This is a genomic window from Streptomyces sp. OZ13 (assembly GCF_052068155.1).
Classification (GTDB): Bacteria; Actinomycetota; Actinomycetes; order Streptomycetales; family Streptomycetaceae; genus Streptomyces.
The window spans coordinates 89733-111398 of record NZ_JBQHCZ010000010.1; the positions used below are offsets into that span (position 1 = coordinate 89733).

22 protein-coding genes are annotated in these 21666 nt (G+C 71.2%); 1 reads left to right on the top strand and 21 read right to left on the bottom strand.

All coding sequences use genetic code 11. The features are described from left to right. Positions 1-103: 103 nt before the first annotated feature. The 12 genes from coaBC to pyrR form a co-directional block, all read right to left on the bottom strand. The gene (gene coaBC / locus ACTMTU_RS22290; RefSeq protein ID WP_441265272.1) at positions 104-1339 is read right to left on the bottom strand and encodes a bifunctional phosphopantothenoylcysteine decarboxylase/phosphopantothenate--cysteine ligase CoaBC; all 1236 of its coding nucleotides are present in this window, start codon (positions 1337-1339) and stop codon (positions 104-106) included. A gap of 159 nt (positions 1340-1498) precedes the next feature. Continuing rightward, positions 1499-1771: a DNA-directed RNA polymerase subunit omega gene (gene rpoZ, locus ACTMTU_RS22295; RefSeq protein WP_005319902.1), complete on the bottom strand. Its 273-nt coding sequence runs from the start codon at positions 1769-1771 to the stop codon at positions 1499-1501. 42 nt (positions 1772-1813) lie between these two features. After that, on the bottom strand, positions 1814-2377 hold the full coding sequence (gmk, locus tag ACTMTU_RS22300) for a guanylate kinase (protein WP_159693867.1): 564 nt from the start codon (positions 2375-2377) through the stop codon (positions 1814-1816). Between the two features lie 38 nt (positions 2378-2415). After that, on the bottom strand, positions 2416-2739 hold the full coding sequence (locus ACTMTU_RS22305; RefSeq protein ID WP_005319887.1) for an integration host factor: 324 nt from the start codon (positions 2737-2739) through the stop codon (positions 2416-2418). Between the two features lie 397 nt (positions 2740-3136). After that, a complete protein-coding gene (gene pyrF, locus ACTMTU_RS22310) occupies positions 3137-3979 on the bottom strand; it encodes an orotidine-5'-phosphate decarboxylase (RefSeq protein ID WP_441265273.1) in 843 nt (280 codons plus the stop codon). Beyond that, a complete protein-coding gene (locus tag ACTMTU_RS22315) occupies positions 3976-5085 on the bottom strand; it encodes a quinone-dependent dihydroorotate dehydrogenase (RefSeq protein WP_441265274.1) in 1110 nt (369 codons plus the stop codon). Before ACTMTU_RS22315 ends, pyrF begins: the two co-directional genes overlap by 4 nt. 58 nt (positions 5086-5143) lie before the next feature. Next, on the bottom strand, positions 5144-8452 hold the full coding sequence (carB, locus tag ACTMTU_RS22320) for a carbamoyl-phosphate synthase large subunit (RefSeq protein ID WP_441265275.1): 3309 nt from the start codon (positions 8450-8452) through the stop codon (positions 5144-5146). After that, positions 8445-9593, bottom strand: coding sequence for a glutamine-hydrolyzing carbamoyl-phosphate synthase small subunit (gene carA / locus ACTMTU_RS22325; RefSeq protein WP_441265276.1), 1149 nt, complete (start codon positions 9591-9593; stop codon positions 8445-8447). Before carA ends, carB begins: the two co-directional genes overlap by 8 nt. After that, positions 9590-10141, bottom strand: coding sequence for a PH-like domain-containing protein (locus ACTMTU_RS22330; protein ID WP_441265415.1), 552 nt, complete (start codon positions 10139-10141; stop codon positions 9590-9592). Before ACTMTU_RS22330 ends, carA begins: the two co-directional genes overlap by 4 nt. An 11-nt stretch (positions 10142-10152) precedes the next feature. Then, complete coding sequence (locus ACTMTU_RS22335) at positions 10153-11439, bottom strand: dihydroorotase (protein ID WP_364594303.1); 1287 nt, start codon at positions 11437-11439, stop codon at positions 10153-10155. 4 nt (positions 11440-11443) lie between these two features. Continuing rightward, positions 11444-12427, bottom strand: a complete 984-nt coding sequence (locus tag ACTMTU_RS22340; RefSeq protein WP_189473620.1) for an aspartate carbamoyltransferase catalytic subunit — start codon at positions 12425-12427, stop codon at positions 11444-11446. A gap of 89 nt (positions 12428-12516) precedes the next feature. Further along, positions 12517-13095 carry a bifunctional pyr operon transcriptional regulator/uracil phosphoribosyltransferase PyrR gene (gene pyrR, locus ACTMTU_RS22345; protein WP_441265277.1) on the bottom strand — a complete coding sequence of 193 codons (579 nt, stop codon included), beginning with the start codon at positions 13093-13095 and terminating at the stop codon, positions 12517-12519. A 231-nt stretch (positions 13096-13326) separates the two neighbouring features. Between pyrR and bldD the strand changes: the two genes are divergently transcribed. Beyond that, positions 13327-13827 carry a transcriptional regulator BldD gene (gene bldD / locus ACTMTU_RS22350; protein WP_005319862.1) on the top strand — a complete coding sequence of 167 codons (501 nt, stop codon included), beginning with the start codon at positions 13327-13329 and terminating at the stop codon, positions 13825-13827. Between the two features lie 360 nt (positions 13828-14187). On the opposite strand, the gene nusB is transcribed toward bldD, so the two are convergent. From nusB to ACTMTU_RS22395, 9 genes are all read right to left on the bottom strand, one after another. After that, positions 14188-14616 carry a transcription antitermination factor NusB gene (gene nusB, locus ACTMTU_RS22355; RefSeq protein WP_441265278.1) on the bottom strand — a complete coding sequence of 143 codons (429 nt, stop codon included), beginning with the start codon at positions 14614-14616 and terminating at the stop codon, positions 14188-14190. Positions 14617-14618: 2 nt separating this feature from the next. Further along, the gene (gene efp, locus ACTMTU_RS22360) at positions 14619-15185 is read right to left on the bottom strand and encodes an elongation factor P (RefSeq protein ID WP_005319856.1); all 567 of its coding nucleotides are present in this window, start codon (positions 15183-15185) and stop codon (positions 14619-14621) included. A 61-nt stretch (positions 15186-15246) separates the two neighbouring features. Continuing rightward, positions 15247-16353, bottom strand: a complete 1107-nt coding sequence (locus tag ACTMTU_RS22365) for an aminopeptidase P family protein (RefSeq protein ID WP_441265279.1) — start codon at positions 16351-16353, stop codon at positions 15247-15249. 473 nt (positions 16354-16826) lie between these two features. Beyond that, on the bottom strand, positions 16827-17705 hold the full coding sequence (locus ACTMTU_RS22370) for a Pro-rich N-terminal domain-containing protein (RefSeq protein ID WP_441265280.1): 879 nt from the start codon (positions 17703-17705) through the stop codon (positions 16827-16829). Positions 17706-17874: 169 nt separating this feature from the next. Continuing rightward, positions 17875-18315 carry a type II 3-dehydroquinate dehydratase gene (locus tag ACTMTU_RS22375; protein ID WP_441265281.1) on the bottom strand — a complete coding sequence of 147 codons (441 nt, stop codon included), beginning with the start codon at positions 18313-18315 and terminating at the stop codon, positions 17875-17877. Then, positions 18312-19406, bottom strand: coding sequence for a 3-dehydroquinate synthase (aroB, locus tag ACTMTU_RS22380; protein ID WP_441265282.1), 1095 nt, complete (start codon positions 19404-19406; stop codon positions 18312-18314). Before aroB ends, ACTMTU_RS22375 begins: the two co-directional genes overlap by 4 nt. Next, on the bottom strand, positions 19403-19918 hold the full coding sequence (locus tag ACTMTU_RS22385; protein WP_441265283.1) for a shikimate kinase: 516 nt from the start codon (positions 19916-19918) through the stop codon (positions 19403-19405). The genes aroB and ACTMTU_RS22385 overlap by 4 nt, the downstream gene beginning before the upstream one ends. Further along, positions 19915-21099, bottom strand: a complete 1185-nt coding sequence (gene aroC, locus ACTMTU_RS22390; RefSeq protein WP_441265284.1) for a chorismate synthase — start codon at positions 21097-21099, stop codon at positions 19915-19917. The genes ACTMTU_RS22385 and aroC overlap by 4 nt, the downstream gene beginning before the upstream one ends. Positions 21100-21274: 175 nt before the next feature. Then, entirely contained in the window at positions 21275-21655 is a 381-nt protein-coding gene (locus ACTMTU_RS22395) for a hypothetical protein (RefSeq protein WP_441265285.1), read from the bottom strand. Positions 21656-21666: the final 11 nt, after the last annotated feature.

The following is a 21666-nucleotide window of genomic DNA, read 5'->3' on the forward strand; positions in this document are numbered from 1 at the left end:
GATTCGCCACATTTCGCAGGTTTCCGTGGTCGGCCCGTCGCCCCCGTGTCGCCCGGTGTTCACGGGGGCTTCGCGACGCCTGCCTGACGGTGCGGGAAGGACGTCAGGCGAGCCGTGGCACGACGAGGTCCCAGACCGTGTCGGCGAGGGCTTCCTTGGGGCCGTGCGGCACCGGCGTCTCGCCGCCGTCGGCGGACAGCACGACGGCCTCGTTGACCTCCGCGCCGAAGGTCCTGTGCTCCCCTACCTCGTTGACGACGAGCAGGTCGCACCCCTTGCGGCGCAGCTTGTCGCGGCCGTTGGCCAGTACGTCGTCCGTCTCCGCCGCGAAGCCGACGATCACCTGACCGGGGCGGGCCCGGTCCGCGGAGATCTCGGCGAGGATGTCGGGGTTGCGCACCAGCGTGACGACCGGGGCCTCCACGCCGTCCTTCTTCTTGATCTTCCCCTCGGCGTAGGCGGCGGGGCGGAAGTCCGCGACGGCTGCCGCCATGACGACGGCATCGGCGTCCGCGGCCGCCTTGAGCACGGCCTCACGCAGCTGCACCGCCGTGCCGACACGGACGACGTCGACGCCTGCCGGGTCCGGCATCCCGGTGTTCGCCTCGACGAGGGTGACGCGGGCACCGCGGGCTGCCGCGGTGCGGGCGAGCGCGTAGCCCTGCTTGCCGGAGGAGCGGTTGCCGAGGTAGCGGACCGGGTCGAGGGGTTCACGGGTGCCGCCCGCGCTGACGACGACGTGGCGGCCGGCCAGGTCGGGCCTCTCGACCCCGCGGGCGAGGACGCGGCGGCAGATCTCGAAGATCTCGCCGGGGTCGGGCAGCCGGCCCTTGCCGGTGTCGACGCCGGTGAGCCGGCCCACGGCGGGCTCGATCACGACGGCGCCGCGGCGGCGCAGGGTGGCGACGTTCTCCTGGGTGGCGGGGTGCTCCCACATCTCGGTGTGCATCGCCGGGGCGAAGACGACCGGACAGCGGGCGGTGAGCAGGGTGTTGGTGAGGAGGTCGTCGGCGAGGCCGTGGGCGGCCTTGGCGAGCATGTCCGCGGTGGCGGGCGCGACGACGACGAGGTCGGCGTGCTGGCCGATGCGTACGTGCGGGACCTCGTGGACGTCCGACCAGACGTCGGTGTGGACGGGCTGCCCGGAGAGTGCGGACCAGGTCGGCGCACCGACGAACTGCAGTGCCGACGCCGTCGGCACGACCCGGACCTCGTGGCCGGATTCCGTGAGCCTGCGCAGCAGCTCGCACGCCTTGTAGGCGGCGATGCCACCGCTCACGCCGAGAACCACCTTCGGCCTGACCGCCGCGTCCACCGAGCCGTCCACTGAGTCCACCACCGCGTCTCCCGCCCTCCACTGGTGCCCACCGGTCGTTGGGCCCGGATCGTTACGTCCTCATGCTGCATCACTCACGCACGAGCGTCTCGCATCGCCCTCGATGCACACCACAGGCCCGGCGGACAGTCCGCCGGGCCTGTGGGAAGAGATGTGCCGCGCTTACTGGGCCGGGCCCTCGATGGCCTCGGAGGTCAGCAGACCCGCGTTGATCTCACGCAGGGCGATCGAGAGCGGCTTCTCGTGGACGTGGGTGTCCACGAGCGGCCCGACGTACTCGAGCAGGCCCTCACCGAGCTGCGAGTAGTACGCGTTGATCTGACGCGCGCGCTTGGCGGCGTAGATCACGAGGCTGTACTTCGAGTCGGTCGCCTCGAGCAGCTCGTCGATCGGAGGGTTGATGATGCCCTCGGGCGCGGTGATGGAAGAGGACACGCTATGCCTTCCGAAGAACTTGCAGAAAGATCGGACAAAAGATCAAACAACTGCCATCAAGGCTAGCAGCTCACGGGCCACGTCCTCGACGGAGGTGTTGACTAGGGTGGTGTCGAACTCCGACTCGGCCGCCAGCTCCACCTTGGCGACCGTGAGCCGGCGCTCGATGACTTCGGGGGACTCGGTGCCGCGCCCGGTGAGGCGGCGGACCAACTCCTCCCAGCTCGGCGGCGCGAGGAAGACCAGCCGGGAGTCCGGCATGGACTCCTTCACCTGCCGGGCGCCCTGGAGATCGATCTCCAGCAGCACCGGCTCGCCCGCCTCCAGGCGGTCGAGGACCGCGCGACGGGGCGTGCCGTAGCGGTTGCCCGCGAACTCGGCCCACTCCAGCAGCTCGCCGTTGGCGACCAGCTTGTCGAACTCCTCGTCACTGACGAAGAAGTACTGGACGCCGTGCTTCTCGCCGGGACGCGGCTTCCTCGTGGTTGCCGACACCGAGAGCCAGACCTCGGGGTGGACCTTGCGCATATGAGCGACGACCGTGCTCTTGCCGACCCCGGAGGGGCCGGAGAGCACGGTCAGCCGCGGACGTACCTCTGCTGCCATGCAGCGATTATTCCAGCCTCCCGGGAGTGCCCGGGACGTCAGGCGGCGCCGCCGCCGAACTCGCGCTCGAGGGAGGCGATCTGGTTGGAGCCGAGACCACGGACCCGGCGGCTCTCGGAGATGCCGAGCCTCTCCATGATCTGCTTGGCGCGGACCTTGCCCACGCCCGGCAGGGACTCGAGGAGGGCGGAGACCTTCATCTTGCCGATGACGTCGTTCTCCTGGCCCTGCTTGATGACCTCGTGGAGGGAGGCGCCGGAGTGCTTGAGTCGATTCTTGACCTCGGCCCGCTCCCGGCGAGCCGCGGCGGCCTTTTCGAGCGCGGCTGCGCGCTGTTCAGGGGTAAGGGGCGGAAGAGCCACGCCTACGTCACCTCGGATGTCGAACTGTCGGATACGGACCGGTGAGGAACCTAGTCGCCCCACACCAGGGGGAGCAACGAGCAACGCAGCGCTTCTGCCCTGCACGTTCTCTTCGACGGAGACTAGCGGCCATGGCCGCTCCAGTCAGCGAGAACAGACGAAAAGTCCTGGTCAGCATCGACCGACCAGGACAATTCAGGCAAAACAACCGGGATTTGCGTGAAGAAACTGTCAAAGAATCTTCCCGACGCTCCCTGCCGCCGCTCCTCGACCGCCCCGCGAGGGGTGACCGACGGCCCTGAAGGACCCCTTCCGCGCGTCCGCCGCTGGTGACGGCGTTACACAGAGCCGACGCCGTATGCACGGAGAGCTTCCGCGACGGGCGCGCCGGCGGCCGTCACACCGAGGCGACCGCCGCGCGGATCTCATCGGCGAATCGCGCGGCCGCGTCACGCAGCCCCGGCACGTCCGGTCCGTGCCGAAGGACACCGCGGCTCACGCTCGGCACCACATTGCGGACGGCCGCGCCGAAGACACCGGGAAGGTCCGCCGGTGTCGCGCCCTGGGCGCCGATGCCGGGGGCCAGCAGCGGCCCGTTGATGTCGAGGTCCACGCCCGCGTCGCCGAGCGTCGCGCCCACGACCGCGCCGACCGGTCCGAGCGGCTGCGCACCGGCGTTCTCCGCGGCCATGTGGTCGAGCATCACCTGGGCCAGCGACTTCCCGCCGGCCGCGGTCGAGCGCTGTACCTCCGCGCCCTCCGGGTTGGAGGTGAGCGCCAGGACGAAGACACCGCAGCCGCTCAGCACGGCCTGGTCCAGGGCCGGGCGCAGCGATCCGAAGCCCAGGTACGGGGAGACGGTGACGGCGTCGGAGAACAGCGGGGAGTCCTTACGGAGGTAGGTCTCCGCGTACGCGCCCATGGTGGAGCCGATGTCGCCCCGCTTGGCGTCCATCAGCACCAGCGCACCGGCCTCGCGCGCCTCCGCCACGGCCTTCTCCAGCACGGCGATGCCGCGCGAGCCGAAGCGCTCGAAGAACGCGGACTGCGGCTTGAGGACGGCGACCCGGTCGGCCAGCGCCTCGACCGTGGTGCGGGTGAACCGCTCGAGGCCGTCGACGTCGTCGTTCAGTCCCCACGCGGTGAGCAGCGAGGCGTGCGGGTCGATGCCGACGCACAGCGGGCCGCGGGTGTCCATGGCGTGGCGCAGCCGTGCGCCGAAGGTTTCCGGGAGGGTCATGAAGCGGCCTTTCGCGTCTCGGCGCCGACGGCCTCGGCGAGGGTGGCGTACGGGCTCGCGGCGAGGCGCGCGGCGAGGCCCTTGTGGATGGCGCGGGCGTAGCAGGGGCCCTCGTAGATGAAGGCGCTGTAGCCCTGGACGAGGGTGGCGCCGGCGAGGATGCGCTGCCAGGCGTCCTCGGCGTTCTCGATGCCGCCGACGCCGACGAGGGTGATGCGGTCGCCCACACGGGCGTAGAGGCGGCGCAGGACCTCCAGGGAGCGCTCCTTGACGGGCCTGCCGGACAGTCCGCCGGTCTCCTTGACCAGCTCGGCCGGGGACCTCAGGCCGAGGCCCTCCCGCGCGATGGTGGTGTTGGTGGCGATGATGCCGTCCAGGCCCAGCTCCAGGGCGAGGTCGGCGACGGCGTCGACGTCCTCGTCCGCGAGGTCGGGGGCGATCTTGACGAGCAGCGGGACGCGGCGGTCCGTCACCGTCCGGTCGGCGGCCTCGCGCACGGCGGTGAGCAGCGGGCGCAGCGACTCGGTGGCCTGGAGGTTGCGCAAGCCGGGGGTGTTCGGCGAGGAGACGTTGACGACGAGGTAGTCGGCATGTGCGGCCAGGCGCTCGGTGGAGGTCACGTAGTCGGCGACCGCCTCCTCCTCGGGGACGACCTTGGTCTTGCCGATGTTGACGCCGACGACCGTGCGGAAGATCTCGCGGCGGGCCGCGAGGCGCTCGGCGACGGCGGCCGAGCCGTCGTTGTTGAAGCCCATCCGGTTGATCAGGGCGCGGTCGGCGACGAGCCGGAAGAGGCGCTTCTTGGGGTTGCCGGGCTGGGCCTGCGCGGTGACCGTGCCGATCTCGACGTGGTCGAAGCCGAGCATCGACATGCCGTCGATGGCGACGGCGTTCTTGTCGAAGCCGGCCGCGAGACCGAAGGGGCCGTGCATCCGCAGGCCGAGCGCCTCGGTGCGCAGTTCCTTGTAGCGGGGCGCCAGGGCCGCGGCGGCGAAGGTGCGCAGGACGGGGACGCGGACCGCGAGCCGGATCCAGCGGAAGGCCAGATGGTGGGCCTGCTCCGGGTCCATCCGCTTGAAGACCAGATCGAAGAAGAACTTGTACATGGGAAGTGGTGTCCTCATGAGGAGGGGGACACCGTTTCCGGTGTCCCCCTCGTCGTTGCTAGTCGCGGGCCGCGGTCAGGTGTTCCGCGTGTTCCTGCAGTGAACGGACGCCGACGTCACCGCGGTTGAGCGCGTCGATGCCCTGGACGGCGGCGGCGAGCGCCTGCACCGTCGTCAGGCACGGGACGCCCCGGGCGACGGCGGCGGTGCGGATCTCGTAGCCGTCGAGGCGGCCGCCCGTGCCGTAGGGGGTGTTGACGATGAGGTCGACCTCGCCGTCGTGGATCAGCTGGACGATGGTCTTCTCACCGTCCGGCCCCTCGCCCTCCGACTGCTTGCGCACGACGGTCGCGTTGATGCCGTTGCGCTTGAGGACCTCCGCGGTACCCGAGGTGGCCAGCAGCTCGAAGCCGTGGGCGACCAGTTCGCGGGCCGGGAAGATCATCGAGCGCTTGTCGCGGTTGGCGACGGAGACGAACGCGCGGCCCTTGGTGGGCAGCGGGCCGTACGCGCCGGCCTGCGACTTGGCGTACGCCGTGCCGAAGACCGTGTCGATGCCCATGACCTCGCCGGTGGAACGCATCTCCGGGCCGAGGACGGTGTCCACGCCGCGGCCGTGCACGTCGCGGAAGCGCGACCACGGCATGACGGCCTCCTTGACGGAGATCGGCGCGTCGAGCGGCAGGGTGCCGCCGTCGCCGTTCTTCGGCAGCAGGCCCTCCTCGCGCAGTTCGGCCACGGTGGCGCCGAGCGAGATGCGCGCGGCGGCCTTGGCGAGCGGGACAGCGGTCGCCTTCGAGGTGAAGGGCACGGTCCGGGAGGCACGGGGGTTGGCCTCGAGGACGTAGAGGATGTCGCCGGCCATCGCGAACTGGATGTTGATCAGTCCGCGCACGCCGACACCCTTGGCGATGGCCTCGGTGGAGGCGCGCAGCCGCTTGATGTCGAAGCCGCCGAGCGTGATCGGGGGCAGGGCGCAGGCCGAGTCGCCGGAGTGGATACCGGCCTCCTCGATGTGCTCCATCACGCCGCCGAGGTAGAGCTCGGTGCCGTCGTAGAGGGCGTCGACGTCGATCTCGATGGCGTCGTCGAGGAAGCGGTCGACCAGCACCGGGCGGGTCGGGGAGATCTCGGTGGACTCGGCGATGTACGCCTCGAGGCGCGCCTCGTCGTACACGATCTCCATGCCGCGGCCGCCGAGCACGTACGACGGGCGGACCAGGACCGGGTAGCCGATCTCGTCGGCGATGGCCTTGGCACCCGCGAAGGTGGTGGCGGTGCCGTGCTTCGGCGCGGGCAGCCCGGCCTCGGCGAGCACCTGGCCGAAGGCGCCGCGGTCCTCGGCGGCGTGGATGGCCTCCGGCGGGGTGCCGACGACCGGGACGCCGTTGTCCTTGAGCGCCTGGGCGAGGCCCAGCGGGGTCTGGCCGCCGAGCTGGACGACGACACCGGCGATCGGGCCGGCCAGCGACTCGGCGTGCACGATCTCCAGCACGTCCTCGAGCGTCAGCGGCTCGAAGTACAGGCGGTCGGAGGTGTCGTAGTCCGTGGAGACGGTCTCCGGGTTGCAGTTGACCATCACGGTCTCGTACCCGGCGTCGTGCAGCGCGAAGGAGGCGTGGACGCAGGAGTAGTCGAACTCGATGCCCTGGCCGATGCGGTTCGGACCGGAGCCGAGGATGATCACGGCGGGCTTGGAGCGGGGCGCGACCTCGGACTCCTCGTCGTAGGACGAGTAGAAGTACGGGGTGCGGGCGGCGAACTCGGCGGCGCAGGTGTCGACCGTCTTGTAGACCGGGCGGATGCCGAGCGCGTGGCGGACCTCGCGCACGACGTCCTCGCGCAGGCCACGGATCTCGGCGATCTGGGCGTCGGAGAAGCCGTGGCGCTTGGCGTCGGCGAGCAGCTCGGGATCGAGCTTCTCCGCGGCGGCGAGCTCGTCCGCGTGCTCCTTGATCAGGAACAGCTGGTCGACGAACCACGGGTCGATCTTCGTCGCGTCGAAGACCTCCTCGGGGGTTGCTCCCGCGCGGATGGCCTGCATGACGGTGTTGATCCGGCCGTCGGTGGGACGGACCGCCTCCCGCAGCAGCTCGTCCTTGTCGCCGGTCTCACCGGTGAAGGCGAACTGGCTGCCCTTCTTCTCCAGCGAGCGCAGGGCCTTCTGCAGCGCCTCGGTGAAGTTACGGCCGATGGCCATGGCCTCGCCGACGGACTTCATGGTCGTGGTGAGGGTGGCGTCGGCAGAGGGGAACTTCTCGAAAGCGAATCGCGGCGCCTTGACGACGACGTAGTCGAGGGTCGGCTCGAAGGAGGCCGGGGTCTTCTCGGTGATGTCGTTCGGGATCTCGTCCAGCGTGTAGCCGACGGCGAGCTTCGCGGCGATCTTGGCGATCGGGAAGCCGGTGGCCTTGGACGCGAGGGCGGAGGACCGGGAGACACGCGGGTTCATCTCGATGACGATGATCCGGCCGTCGTCCGGGTTCACCGCGAACTGGATGTTGCAGCCGCCGGTGTCGACGCCGACCTCGCGGATGATCGCGATGCCGATGTCGCGCAGCCGCTGGTACTCGCGGTCGGTCAGCGTCATCGCCGGGGCGACGGTGATCGAGTCGCCGGTGTGCACGCCCATCGGGTCGAAGTTCTCGATGGAGCAGACGACCACGACGTTGTCGTGCTTGTCGCGCATCAGCTCCAGCTCGTACTCCTTCCAGCCGAGGATGGACTCCTCGAGGAGCACCTCGGTGGTCGGCGAGAGGGTGAGGCCCTGGCCGGCGATACGGCGCAGCTCCTCCTCGTCGTGCGCGAAGCCGGAGCCGGCGCCGCCCATGGTGAAGGACGGGCGGACCACCACGGGGTAGCCGCCGAGGGTGTCGACGCCCTCGAGCACGTCGTCCATCGAGTGGCAGATGACCGAGCGGGCCGACTCGCCGTGGCCGATCTTGGCGTTGACGGCCTCGACGACGCCCTTGAACAGGTCGCGGTCCTCGCCCTTGTTGATCGCCTCGACATTGGCGCCGATCAGCTCGACGCCGTACTTCTCCAGCACACCCTGCTCGTGCATGGAGATGGCGGTGTTGAGCGCGGTCTGGCCGCCGAGGGTGGGCAGCAGCGCGTCGGGGCGCTCCTTGGCGATGATCTTCTCGACGAACTCGGGGGTGATCGGCTCGACGTAGGTGGCGTCGGCGATCTCCGGGTCGGTCATGATCGTCGCCGGGTTGGAGTTCACCAGGATGACGCGCAGGCCCTCTGCCTTGAGGACGCGGCAGGCCTGGGTGCCGGAGTAGTCGAACTCGGCGGCCTGGCCGATGACGATCGGGCCGGAGCCGATGACCAGGACGGACTGGATATCGGTGCGCTTAGGCACGCTCGGCCTCCATGGCGGTGTTCATCAAAGATGTGAAGCGGTCGAAGAGGTACGCGGCGTCGTGCGGGCCCGCGGCCGCCTCCGGGTGGTACTGGACGCTGAAGGCCGGCTGGTCGAGCAGCTGGAGGCCCTCCACCACGTTGTCGTTGAGGCAGACGTGGGAGACCTCGGCGCGGCCGTAGGGGGTGTCGGACACCTTGTCGAGGGGGGCCTCGACGGCGAAGCCGTGGTTGTGCGCGGTGACCTCGACCTTGCCGGTCGTCCGGTCCTGCACGGGCTGGTTGATGCCCCGGTGGCCGTACTTCAGCTTGTAGGTGCCGAAGCCGAGCGCGCGGCCGAGCAGCTGGTTGCCGAAGCAGATGCCGAACAGCGGCGTCCTGCGCTCCAGCACCGCCTTGATGACGGTCAGGTCGGCGGTGGCGGGGTCGCCGGGGCCGTTGGAGAGGAAGACGCCGTCCGGGTTCACCGCGTACACGTCGTCGGCGGTGGCGGTCGCGGGCAGGACGTGGACCTCGATGCCGCGCTCCGCCATGCGGTGCGGCGTCATGCCCTTGATGCCCAGGTCGAGCGCGGCGACGGTGAACTTCTTCTCGCCGATCGCCGGGACGACGTACGCCTCGGTGGTGGCGACCTCCGCGGACAGGTCGGCGCCCTTCATCTCGGGCGCTTCGAGGACCCGGGCGAGCAGCGTCGCGTCGTCCGCGAGGGCGTCACCGGAGAAGATACCGACGCGCATCGCGCCCCGCTCACGCAGGTGACGGGTGAGGGCGCGGGTGTCGATGCCGCTGATGCCGACGACGCCCTGGGCCTCCAGTTCGTCGTCGAGGGTGCGGCGGGAGCGCCAGTTCGAGGGGATGCGGGCGGGGTCGCGCACGACATAGCCGGCGACCCAGATCTTCTTCGACTCGTCGTCCTCGTCGTTGACGCCGGTGTTGCCGACGTGCGGCGCGGTCATGACCACGACTTGGCGGTGGTACGACGGGTCGGTCAGCGTCTCCTGGTAGCCCGTCATGCCGGTGTTGAACACCGCCTCGCCGAAGGTCTCCCCCACGGCCCCGTAAGCACGGCCGCGGAAGGTGCGGCCGTCCTCCAGGACGAGTACGGCGGGAGCTTTGGCGGCTCCCCGGGTGGAGGTCGTCATCGTGCGGTGCCTTCCGTCGTCTTGATCATGTGTGTCAGGGTGTCGACCCATTCGCTCTGCCCGGCCGCGTGGTCCGAGCGGAAACCGGAGTCGATCAGCTTGTCGCCGTGCGCCCAGGTGACGATCAGCAGACCGCCCTCCGCGAGGACCTTGCCGGCGATGCCCTTGTCGAGGCGGGCCTCGCGCAGCGCCCGGACCGGTACGAAGAAGTCCTGCGCACCGGGACGTACCACGGCCAGTCCCGCCTCGGTGAGCGTGAGCTCGACGCGGCTGCGGGTGCCGAGTCCGTGGGCGACGATCCGGTCGAGCCACTGCCCGGCGGTGGTGGAGCCGTGGTAGCGGCCCGTCATGGCCAGTTTCGTGTCACCGGGCTCCGCGGGCACGCCGGGCAGCTCCGGCAGGTCCGACTGGAGGCTGCCGCGCCACTTCCAACCCTGGCGCATCAGCCAGTAGACGAAGGCGACGAAGGCCAGCAGTCCGACGACCCAGCCGATGCGGGCGGCCCAGTCCGTCACCTCCGCCGACTTCTGCTCGCCGGCCAGAATCATCAGTGCAGGTGTCACGCCAGCTTCCCGTCCACAACCGTTGCCCGGCCCCGCAGGAAGGTGTGCGTGACGCGTCCCGGCAGCTCACGGCCCTCGTACGGGGTGTTGCGGCTGCGGGAGGCGAAGCCCGCGGGGTCCACCGCTCCACGGTATGCCGGATCGACCAGCGTGAGGTTCGCGGGCTCACCAGCCGAGACGGGCCGTCCGTGGCCCTTGGCCCCGCCGATGACCGCGGGCCTGAAGGACATCCGGTCGGCGACGCCGGCCCAGTCGAGCAGTCCCGTCTCGACCATCGTCTGCTGGACGACGGACAGCGCGGTCTCCAGGCCGACCATGCCCATGGCTGCGGCGGCCCACTCGCAGTCCTTGTCCTCGTGCGGGTGGGGGGCGTGGTCGGTGGCGACGATGTCGATCGTGCCGTCGGCGAGCGCCTCGCGCAGCGCCATGACGTCGCGCTCGGTGCGCAGCGGCGGGTTGACCTTGTAGACCGGGTTGTACGAGCGGACCAGCTCGTCGGTCAGCAGCAGGTGGTGCGGGGTGACCTCGGCGGTGACGTCGATGCCGCGGGACTTGGCCCAGCGCACGATCTCGACGGAGCCGGCGGTGGAGAGGTGGCAGATGTGGACGCGGGAGCCGACGTGCTCGGCGAGGAGGACGTCGCGGGCGATGATCGACTCCTCCGCGACGGCCGGCCAGCCGCCGAGTCCGAGCTCGGCGGAGACGATGCCCTCGTTCATCTGGGCGCCCTCGGTGAGGCGGGGCTCCTGGGCGTGCTGGGCGATGACGCCGCCGAAGGCCTTCACGTACTCCAGCGCGCGCCGCATCATCACGGCGTCGTCGACGCACTTGCCGTCGTCGGAGAAGACGGTGACGCCGGCCGCGGACTCGTGCATCGCGCCGAGCTCGGCGAGCTTCTTGCCCTCGAGGCCGACGGTGACCGCGCCGATGGGCTGGACGTCGCAGTAACCGGACTCCTTGCCGAGCCGGTAGACCTGCTCCACCACACCGGCGGTGTCGGCGACGGGGAAGGTGTTGGCCATGGCGAACACGGCCGTGTAGCCGCCGCTCGCCGCCGCGCGGGTGCCGGTGAGGACCGTCTCGGAGTCCTCACGGCCCGGCTCGCGCAGATGGGTGTGCAGGTCGACCAGGCCCGGCAGCAGGATCTGCCCCTGGGCCTCGATCACCGTCGCGTCCCCGGCCTCGAGACCGGTGCCGACGCGCTCGACGGTAGCGCCGTCGATCAGCACGTCCTGGGGCTCGCCGCCGAGTACCTTCGCACCGCGGATCAGGGTCTTACTCATCGTCTTACTTCTCCTCGGTACGGGTGTTCGTGGTGGGGGCGTCGGACTCGTTGCCGCCGAGCAGCAGGTACAGCACCGCCATGCGGATCGACACGCCGTTGGCGACCTGCTCCACGACGGTGCAGCGGGGCGAGTCGGCGACCTCGGCGGTGATCTCCATGCCGCGGACCATCGGCCCGGGGTGCATCACGATCGCGTGCTCCGGCATCCGCGCCATCCGCTCGCCGTCCAGGCCGTAGCGCCGGGAGTACTCGCGCTCGGTGGGGAAGAACGCGGCGTTCATCCGCTCGCGCTGGACGCGCAGCATCATCACCGCGTCGGACTTTGTCAGGGTCGAGTCCAGGTCGTAGGAGACCTCGCAGGGCCAGGTCTCCACGCCGACCGGCACCAGGGTCGGCGGGGCGACGAGGGTGACCTCGGCGCCGAGGGTGTGCAGCAGGTCCACGTTGGAGCGGGCGACCCGGCTGTGCAGTACGTCGCCCACGATGGTGATGCGCCTGCCGGCCAGGTCCTGCCCGATCCCGTCGTCCTTGCCGACGAGGCGGCGGCGCATGGTGAAGGCGTCGAGCAGGGCCTGGGTCGGGTGCTGGTGGGTGCCGTCGCCGGCGTTGATGACGGGGGCGTCGATCCAGCCGGAGTTGGCGAGGCGGTAGGGGGCGCCGGAGGCGCCGTGCCGGATGACGACGGCGTCGACGCCCATCGCCTCCAGGGTCTGTGCGGTGTCCTTCAGCGACTCGCCCTTGGAGACGGACGAGCCCTTGGCCGCGAAGTTGATGACGTCGGCGGAGAGGCGCTTCTCGGCGGCCTCGAACGAGATCCGGGTTCGGGTGGAGTCCTCGAAGAAGAGGTTGCAGACGGTACGGCCGCGCAGGGCGGGAAGCTTCTTGATCGGCCGGTCGGCGACCCGGGCCATCTCCTCCGCGGTGTCGAGGATGAGGACGGCTTCGTCGCGGGTGAGGTCGGCGGCCGAGATGAGGTGACGCATCATCGGAGGATTTCTCCAGGTCTGTGGAGGTTTGCGAGGCATGCGGGGGCGCGGAAGGGCACGCCGTACGAAGGGGTGGCCGTACGGGGGTGCTAGCGCTCCGCGGCGGGGGCGGTCTCCCGCACACCGAGCAGGACGGTGTCGCGGCCGTCCTCCTCCGAGAGCTGGACCTTGACCGTCTCGCGCAGCGACGTGGGGAGGTTCTTGCCGACGTAGTCGGCGCGGATGGGCAGCTCGCGGTGGCCGCGGTCGACCAGGACGGCGAGCTGCACGGCCCGGGGCCGGCCGAGGTCGCCGAGGGCGTCGAGCGCGGCGCGGATGGTGCGGCCGGAGAAGAGCACGTCGTCGACGAGGACGACGAGGCGCCCGTCGATGCCGTCACCGGGGATCTCGGTGCGGGCCAGCGCACGGGCCGGCTTCAGCCGCAGGTCGTCGCGGTACATGGTGATGTCGAGGGAGCCGACCGGGATCTTGCGGCCGGTGATGCCTTCGAGCTTCTGCGCGAGCCGGCGGGCCAGATACACACCGCGGGTCGGGATGCCGAGGAGTACCACGTCGTCGGCGCCCTTGGCGCGCTCGACGATCTCATGGGCGATACGGGTCAGTACCCGCGCGATGTCGGGGCCTTCGAGAACGGGCCTGGCGGCATCGGAATTACTGGAAGCGTCCATAGGAAACGGACCTCCTTCTCCGCCTCACGGGACGGACCTTAAAGGACGTCGGAATTGCGCGCTCAACGTTACCAGGGCTTGATGGATGCACTGATCCGGGTCCACCGGCCACCGGCCGGAACCGGTCCGGACCCATTCGGCTTGACTCATCCAAGTAACGCTGCGTAACCTCACAGTGAGTTACCAGCCACGCGGCGGAGCCGCACGTCGTCACTGCGTCCGGGGAGCTATATGTCCAGCGAATACGCAAAACAGCTCGGGGCCAAGCTCCGCGCCATCCGCACCCAGCAGGGGCTGTCCCTCCACGGCGTCGAAGAGAAGTCCCAGGGCCGCTGGAAGGCCGTGGTCGTGGGTTCCTACGAGCGCGGCGACCGTGCCGTCACGGTGCAGCGTCTCGCCGAGCTGGCGGACTTCTACGGCGTCCCGGTGCAGGAACTGCTGCCCGGCACCACGCCCGGCGGTGCCGCCGAGCCGCCGCCGAAGCTCGTCCTGGACCTGGAGCGTCTGGCGCACGTCCCCCAGGAGAAGGCCGGCCCGCTCCAGCGGTACGCGGCGACGATCCAGTCGCAGCGCGGCGACTACAACGGCAAGGTGCTGTCGATCCGCCAGGACGACCTTCGCACGCTTGCCGTGATCTACGACCAGTCGCCGTCGGTGCTGACCGAGCAGCTCATCAGCTGGGGTGTGCTGGACGCGGACGCGCGCCGTGCGGTGGCGCACGAGGAGAGCTGATCCCCGGCTCTGCCTGCACTTTTGAAAAAACGTCACGCCGGAGGGCGGGGCCGGATTCCACCGGCCCCGCCCTCCGCCGTTCCCGGCCCCGGCATTCTCGGGCCGCTCCCCCGCGGCTCCCCGGCGGGGGCCGTGCCGGGGCGGCCCCGCCGCCCGCCGGGCCGGCCGGGCCGCCTGACCTGCTCCCCCACCGGAGCCGCCCGGCTACCGCACCCGGCGGGCACGCCGGCACGCAGGGACACCCGACCCGGCCCGCGCCGGCGTGGCCGGGGCTGCCGGGGGCGGTGGGAAAACACCAGGCCCGGGGCGGAAGACCTTCGTCTTCCGCCCCGGGCCTGGTGAAACCGGCCGGGACGCGAATCAGTCGCGGCGCAGGCTCGGCTTGAGGTCCTTGAAACGGCCCAGCAGGCCGTTCACGAAGGCCGGCGACTCGTCCGTGGAGAACTCCTTGGCGAGCTGCACCGCCTCGTCGATCACCACCGCGTCGGGGGTCTCGTCCTTCCAGACCAGCTCGTACGCGCCGAGCCGGAGGATGTTCCGGTCCACGACCGGCATACGGTCGAGGGTCCAGCCGACGGCGTAGGTGGCGATGAGCTCGTCGATGCGGTCCGCGTGCTCCGCGTACCCCTCGACGAGGTCCATCGTGTACTCGGCGACCGGCGGCTGCCGCTCGTCGGTACGGGCGTGCCGGACCCAGTCCGCGAGGACCGTGTGCACGGTCGCCCCGCGCTGGTCGGCCTCGAAGAGGATCTGGAAGGCGCGCTTGCGGGCCTTGTTACGGGCAGCCACGGTTAGCTGTTCACCCGGCCGAGGTAGTCGCCCGAGCGGGTGTCGACCTTGATCTTCTCACCAGTGGTGATGAAGAGCGGGACCTGGATCTCGTAGCCGGTCTCCAGGGTGGCGGGCTTGGAACCACCGGTGGAACGGTCGCCCTGCACGCCGGGCTCGGTGTGCTGGACGGTCAGCTCGACGGCGGCCGGCAGCTCCACGTAGAGCACCTCGCCCTCGTGCTGCGCGACGCTGGCGGTGAAGCCCTCGATGAGGAAGTTCGCGGCGTCGCCGACCTGCTTACGGTCGACCATCAGCTGGTCGTAGGTCTGCATGTCCATGAAGACGAAGTACTCGCCGTCCATGTAAGAGAACTGCATGTCGCGGCGGTCGACGGTGGCCGTCTCGACCTTCACGCCGGCGTTGAAGGTCTTGTCGACGACCTTGCCGGAGAGCACGTTCTTGAGCTTGGTGCGCACGAAGGCCGGGCCCTTGCCGGGCTTGACGTGCTGGAACTCGACGACGGACCAGAGCTGGCCTCCGTCGAGCTTGAGCACCATGCCGTTCTTGAGGTCGTTCGTGGAAGCCACGGTTGCGGAATCTCCTGGACTGACGCTGGGTGGACGACCAAGTCTTTCGCACCGCGGCTCGCTACAGCGCGAGCAGCTCCTTGGTCGTGATGGTGAGTAGCTCGGGTCCGCCGTCCGCCTCCTGGCGCACGACGAGCGTGTCATCGATCCGGACTCCGCCCCGGCCCGGGAGGTGGACCCCCGGTTCGACGGTGACCGGCACACAAGCGTCCAGTTTACCCATGGCCGCAGGGGCGAGCTGCGGGTCCTCGTCGATTTCGAGCCCGACACCGTGCCCGGTGCGGGGCGGGAGCTCCTCCCCGTGGCCCGCGACATCCAGGATCTGCCGTGCCGCGTGGTCGACGTCGCGGTACGCGGTGCCGGGCAGCAGGGCCTCCCGGCCGGCCCGCTGAGCGGCGAAGACGAGCTCGTAGAGCTCGATCTGCCAGTCGGCGGGGGTCGTGCCGATCACGAAGGTACGGCCGATCTCGCAACGGTAGCCGCGGTAGTTCGCACCGAGACAGACGGAGAGGAAATCACCCTCCTCCACACGCCGGTCGCCCGGGCGGTGTCCTGTTCGTCCCGAGTGGGGGCCGGTGGCGACGGAGGTCGGGAACGCGGGGCCGTCGGCGCCGTGGTCGACCAGACGGCGCTCCAGCTCGAGGGCGAGATGCCGTTCGGTGCGGCCGACGAGGATGGACTCGAGCAGCTCACCGAGGGCCTGGTCGGTGATCTCCGCGGCGATACGCAGACAGGCGATCTCGTCCTCGTCCTTGACGATCCGCTGCTGCTCGACGGCGAGCCCGAGATCGGCGAAGCGCACCCGGGGCGCGACCGATCCGAGCGCACGGTGCCGGGCGACCGTCAGATGGTGCTCCTCGACCGCCAGCGACTCGACGCCCTCCGTACGCGCCAGCTCGGCGGCGGCGACCGCCGCGTCACCGGTGGACGTCTGCATCACGACCAGCCGCAGCCCCTCGTCCGGCCGGCCGTCGGCGGGATCGCCGGTCGGCGTGCGGGGACAGACGAGCACGTCGTCGGCGGGCCCGAGGAGCAGCACGGCACCGGGCGGAGCCCCTCCGGCGAGATAGCGGACGTTCGCGGGCCGGGAGATCAGGGCCGCCGCGCTGCCGGTCGCGGCGCATCGATCGCGCAGTCGGCCACGACGGACCCCATACACCTCAGACATTCTTCGAGCGTACGAGCGTGGGGCGCGGAGGGCCCGGTGACGCGGCCGAGCGGGTCCGCGCGGCGGGAACGCGTTCCCCTGCTGCCGTGCGTTCCGGGGAACCCCCACTTCCCTGAACCGGGCTCCGCCCGGAGGCGTCACCGCGCTCCGCGCGGTGTTTCGGGGGCTCTGCCCCCGCACCCCCGCGCCTCAAACGCCGGCGAGGCTGGAATTGCCTCCGTCCGGCGGAGGCCTGAGCCGCCGGTCGGGCCGGATGCCGCGCAGCGGCGCTTCCAGCCCGCCTGGGGGCACCTCCCACGACCGCCAGGCCGTAGGGGGAGATTGAGGGCACCGCGCGAAGCGCGGTACGCCCCCCGCAGGGCGGTACGGGGCGCCGGGGCCTGCACCGGTTTCAAGGAGCGGGCCCCCATGGCCTCCGGGCCGTAGGGAGGGTAGGGGACGGCCCCGCCGCAGGCGGCGGCACCCCGACCCGCCTACCAGCTCGGAGGGCTCGCGATCGCCCGTGCCAGTACGTCGTCGAGGACGCGCGCCGTCGTCTCCACGTCGTACTTCGAGTTGTCGATGATCGGGAGGCCCGATCCGTACCACCCGGCCATTCGCCCGTGGATGCCGGCGACCTCCTCGTCCGACAGGCGTCGGTTGCCGCTGCGCTCCGCGTTGCGTTCGAGGACGATCTCGAGGCCGGGCAGGAGCACCACCGGCAGCAGGCCGGGGCCGACATGGCGTTTCCAGCCGCCGAGGCCGACGGCGGGGCGGTCGGGGAAGACCGCGTCGTCGAGGATGCAGGAGATCCCGTTGGCCAGGAAGTTACGGGCGGCGAAGCCGCAAGTGCGGCGGGCGAGGCGGTACTGGGCCTCGGAGTTGTCGTTCCAGCCGGACTGGGGGTCGGCGAAGCCGGAGCACACCCATTCCCGGACGTCGTCGAGGCTGATGTGCGCCGTCGGCACCCTGCGGTGGTTGGCCCAGTGGCGGGCAACCGTGGTCTTTCCGGCGCCGGCCGGGCCGATCAGCAGCACGGCGAGCATGGCCGTGCCCGTGCCGCTGTCCGCCGGGGGCGGGGCGGGTATGGGGACCGGCCCGCCGGGCGGGAGCTGGATGTGGCCCGTCGTCTCGCGGGAGGGCTGCGGCGGGGCGCCGTGCGGTGCCGGGCCGGGTCGGCCGGGAGGCGCCGAGGGCCCCGCCGGGGAGCCCTGCGGCGGTGGCGGCGGAGGGCCGGCGGGCGCCGCGGGCGGCGGCGGTGGCGGCCCCGCGGGAAGCCCGGGGCCCGGGTGCTGCGCACCGTGTATCCATCCGGTCGGTCCCTGCCCCGGTCCGTGGGGCGGCGGCAGCGGAGCCCCCACTGCGTGCTGCATCCGGTGCCACTCCGTCTCGTACGACTGACGCTCTGTCGGACGGCCGACACGGCCGTCGTGCTACCGAACGGTACCCTCCCGGTGCCGCTCGGATGTGCGACCGGGCCCGGCCGCCGTAGCGACAACGGCCCAGGGCGGCTCGAAGTGCCCTGCTCCACGCGGCGGCGCGTCAGCCGTCGAGTTCCTCCGCCAGCGCGCGCAGCGCGAGCCGGTAGGAGCCGATGCCGAAGCCGGCCACCGTGCCGCTGGCGACCGCGGCCACCACGGAGGTGTGGCGGAAGGCCTCGCGGGTGTACGGGTTGGAGATGTGCACCTCGATGAGCGGGGCCGTGCGCTGGGCGGCGGCGTCGCGCATCCCGTACGAGTAGTGCGTGAAGGCACCGGGGTTCAGAACGACCGGAATTGAACCGTCCGCGGCCTCGTGCAGCCAGCGGATCATCTCGCCCTCGTCGTTCGTCTCGCGTACGTCGACGTCGAAGCCGAGCTCCTTGCCGAGGGCCCGGCAGGTTTCCACCAGACCGGCGTAGGAGGTCGCGCCGTAGACGTCCGGCTCGCGGGAGCCGAGGCGGCCGAGGTTGGGGCCGTTGAGCACGAGCACCCGGCGGGTCACGCGGAGACCTCGCCGTAGGCGGCGAGCAGGACGGCCGGGTCGGGGCCTTCGAGCACGGTCGGCTTGGCCAGGCCGTCGAGGACGATGAAGCGCAGCAGGTTGCCGCGGGACTTCTTGTCGACCTTCATGGTCTCCAGCAGCTTGGGCCACTGGTCGCCGCGGTAGGTCAGTGGGAGCCCGACGGACTCGAGGACCGTGCGGTGCCGGTCGGCGGTGGCGTCGTCCAGCCGTCCGGCGAGACGGCCGAGTTCCGCGGCGAAGACCATGCCGACGGAGACGGCCGCGCCGTGCCGCCACTTGTAGCGCTCGTTCTTCTCGATGGCGTGCGCCAGGGTGTGCCCGTAGTTCAGGATCTCGCGGAGTCCGGACTCCTTGAGGTCGCTGGAGACGACGTCGGCCTTGACCTGGATGGAGCGCACGATCAGCTCGGCCGTGTGCGGACCGGCGGGCGTGCGGGCGCCCTGCGGGTCGGCCTCGACGAGGTCGAGGATGACCGGGTCGGCGATGAAGCCGGCCTTGATGATCTCCGCCATGCCGCTGACGTAGTCGTTGACCGGCAGCGAGTCGAGCGCCGCCAGGTCGCACAGCACACCGGCCGGCGGGTGGAACGCGCCGACGAGGTTCTTGCCCTCCGCGGTGTTGATACCGGTCTTGCCGCCGACGGCCGCGTCCACCATGCCGAGCACGGTCGTCGGGACGGCGATCCAGCGCACGCCGCGCAGCCAGCTCGCCGCGACGAACCCGGCGAGGTCGGTCGTGGCGCCGCCGCCGACGCCGACGATGACGTCGGTGCGGGTGAAACCGGTCTGGCCGAGCGCCTTCCAGCAGTACGCCGCGACCTCGACGGTCTTGGCCTCCTCCGCGTTCGGCACCTGGATCGCGACGGCCTCGTAGCCCTGGTCCGCGAGGTCCGCGCGCAGCGCCTCACCGGTCTCCGCGAGCGCCTCGGGGTGGAGCACCGCCACCCGCTGGGCCCTGGTCCCGATCAGGCCCGGCAGTTCGCCGAGCAGCTGCCGGCCGACCAGCACCTCGTACGGGTCCGTACCGGCCGTTCCGCCGACCTGGATACGGGTCACTGCCTGGTCAGTCATGCGTCCTTCAGCTCCAGTGCGTCGAGGACCGCCTGCGCGACCTCTTCGGGCGTGCGGTCGTCGGTGGCCACGACGACGCGGGCCACTTCGTTGTAGAGAGGCCGGCGGGCGTCCATCAGCTCGCGCCACTGCCGGCGGGGGTTGACGGCGAGCAGCGGGCGGGCCGTGTTCAGCCCGACGCGCTTCACCGCCTCCTCCACGTCCATCGACAGGTAGGCGACGGGCAGGCCGGTGAGCAGCGCGCGGGTCCCCTCGTCGAGGATCGCGCCGCCCCCGAGGGCGAGCACGCCCGGGTGCTCCGCGAGGGCGGACCGGACGGCCGCGCGCTCGAGGTCACGGAAGTGGTCCTCGCCGTCCTCGACGAAGATGTCGGAGATCTCGCGGCCCTCGGCGGCGACGATGTCCGCGTCGGTGTCCCGGAAGGCCACGCCGAGCCGGCCGGCGAGCAGCTCGCCGACCGTGGACTTGCCCGAGCCCATCGGCCCGACGAGGACGATCAGCGGGGCGCTCATCGGATGTGCAGGTTGTCGAGGTACGAGCGGACGTTGCGGCGGGTCTCCGTGACGCTGTCGCCACCGAACTTCTCGGCGACGGCGTCGGCGAGGACCAGCGCCACCATCGCCTCGGCGACGATCCCCGCGGCGGGCACCGCGCAGACATCGGAACGCTGGTGGTGGGCGGCCGCGGGCTCGCCGGTCTCCACGTCGATGGTCCGCAGGGCGCGCGGCACGGTCGCGATGGGTTTCATCGCGGCGCGGACGCGCAGCAGCTCACCGGTGGACATGCCGCCCTCGGTGCCGCCGGACCGGCCGGACGTGCGGCGGATGCCCTCGTCGGTGGGCACGATCTCGTCGTGCGCCTTGGAGCCGGGTACTCGGGCGAGCTCGAAGCCGTCGCCGACCTCGACGCCCTTGATGGCCTGGATGCCCATGAGGGCCGCGGCGAGACGCGCGTCGAGCCTGCGGTCCCAGTGGACGTGCGAGCCGAGGCCGACCGGCACGTTGTACGCGAGGACCTCCACCACGCCGCCGAGGGTGTCGCCGTCCTTGTGGGCCTGGTCGATCTCGGCGACCATCGCCTTGCTCGCGTCGGCGTCCAGGCAGCGGACCGGGTCGGCGTCGAGGCGCTCCTCGTCGGCGGGGACGGGAACGACACCGTACGGGGCCTTGGCCGCGGCCAGCTCGACCACGTGGGAGACGATCTCGATGCCCGTCGTCTCCTTCAGGTACGAACGGGCCACCGCGCCCAGGGCGACCCGCGCCGCGGTCTCACGGGCGCTCGCGCGCTCCAGGATCGGGCGGGCCTCTTCGAGCGCGTACTTCTGCATGCCGGCGAGGTCGGCGTGACCGGGCCGGGGCCGTGTCAGGGGTGCGTTACGGGCCAGCTGGGCGAGCTCGTCGGGATCGACGGGGTCGGCCGCCATGACCTTCTCCCACTTCGGCCACTCGGTGTTGCCGACCATGACCGCCACCGGCGAGCCCATGGTCAGTCCGTGGCGCACGCCGCCGATGAAGGTGACTTCGTCGCGTTCGAACTTCATCCGGGCACCGCGACCGTAACCGAGGCGCCGCCTCGCGAGGTGGTCCGCCACCATGTCGGTGGTGATCGGCACACCGGCGGGAAGACCCTCCAGCGTCGCCACCAGTGCGGGTCCGTGCGACTCGCCCGCGGTCAGCCAACGCAACCTGCTCAACGGTGCTCCTCATGCTCGCGCGTGGAACTGCGACGGCGCGGCCTGGGGAAACCTCCCGGCAGCGGCCGGGGAGGCGCGGCCCTGGCCCGCCTCCCTCGATCCTCCCACGTCCGCACCCCGCTCCCGGCCACCGGTCCACCTGGCGGACGCCCGTGGACAGCCGGTCCCGAGCCGGTCAGACGCCGTCGCGGCGCTGCTGGGGCGCGTACGCCCCCAGGTAGTCGGCACCGCTGGGCTGCTGCGGGGCCTGCTGGGCAGGGGCGTACGGGCCGAGAAACGCGGCGCCGCTGGGCTGCTGCGGGGCCTGCTGGGCAGGGGCGTACGGGCCGAGGAAGTCAGCACCGCTGCCCTGGTTGCCGGGTGCCACGGGCACGGGCTGAGGGTTGCGCGCGGCGCGGCGCCGGGCGATCTTCTTGCGGATCGAGGACACCCAGCCGAGGAGGACCAGCAGGATGATCAGGCAGATGATCGGGATCTGCAGCCAGTCGGGCAGGAACGAGACGATGCCCTCGAAGATGTTCTTGGCGATCGACGCCTGCGGCTGACCGGTTTCCATGGCCGGGCTCC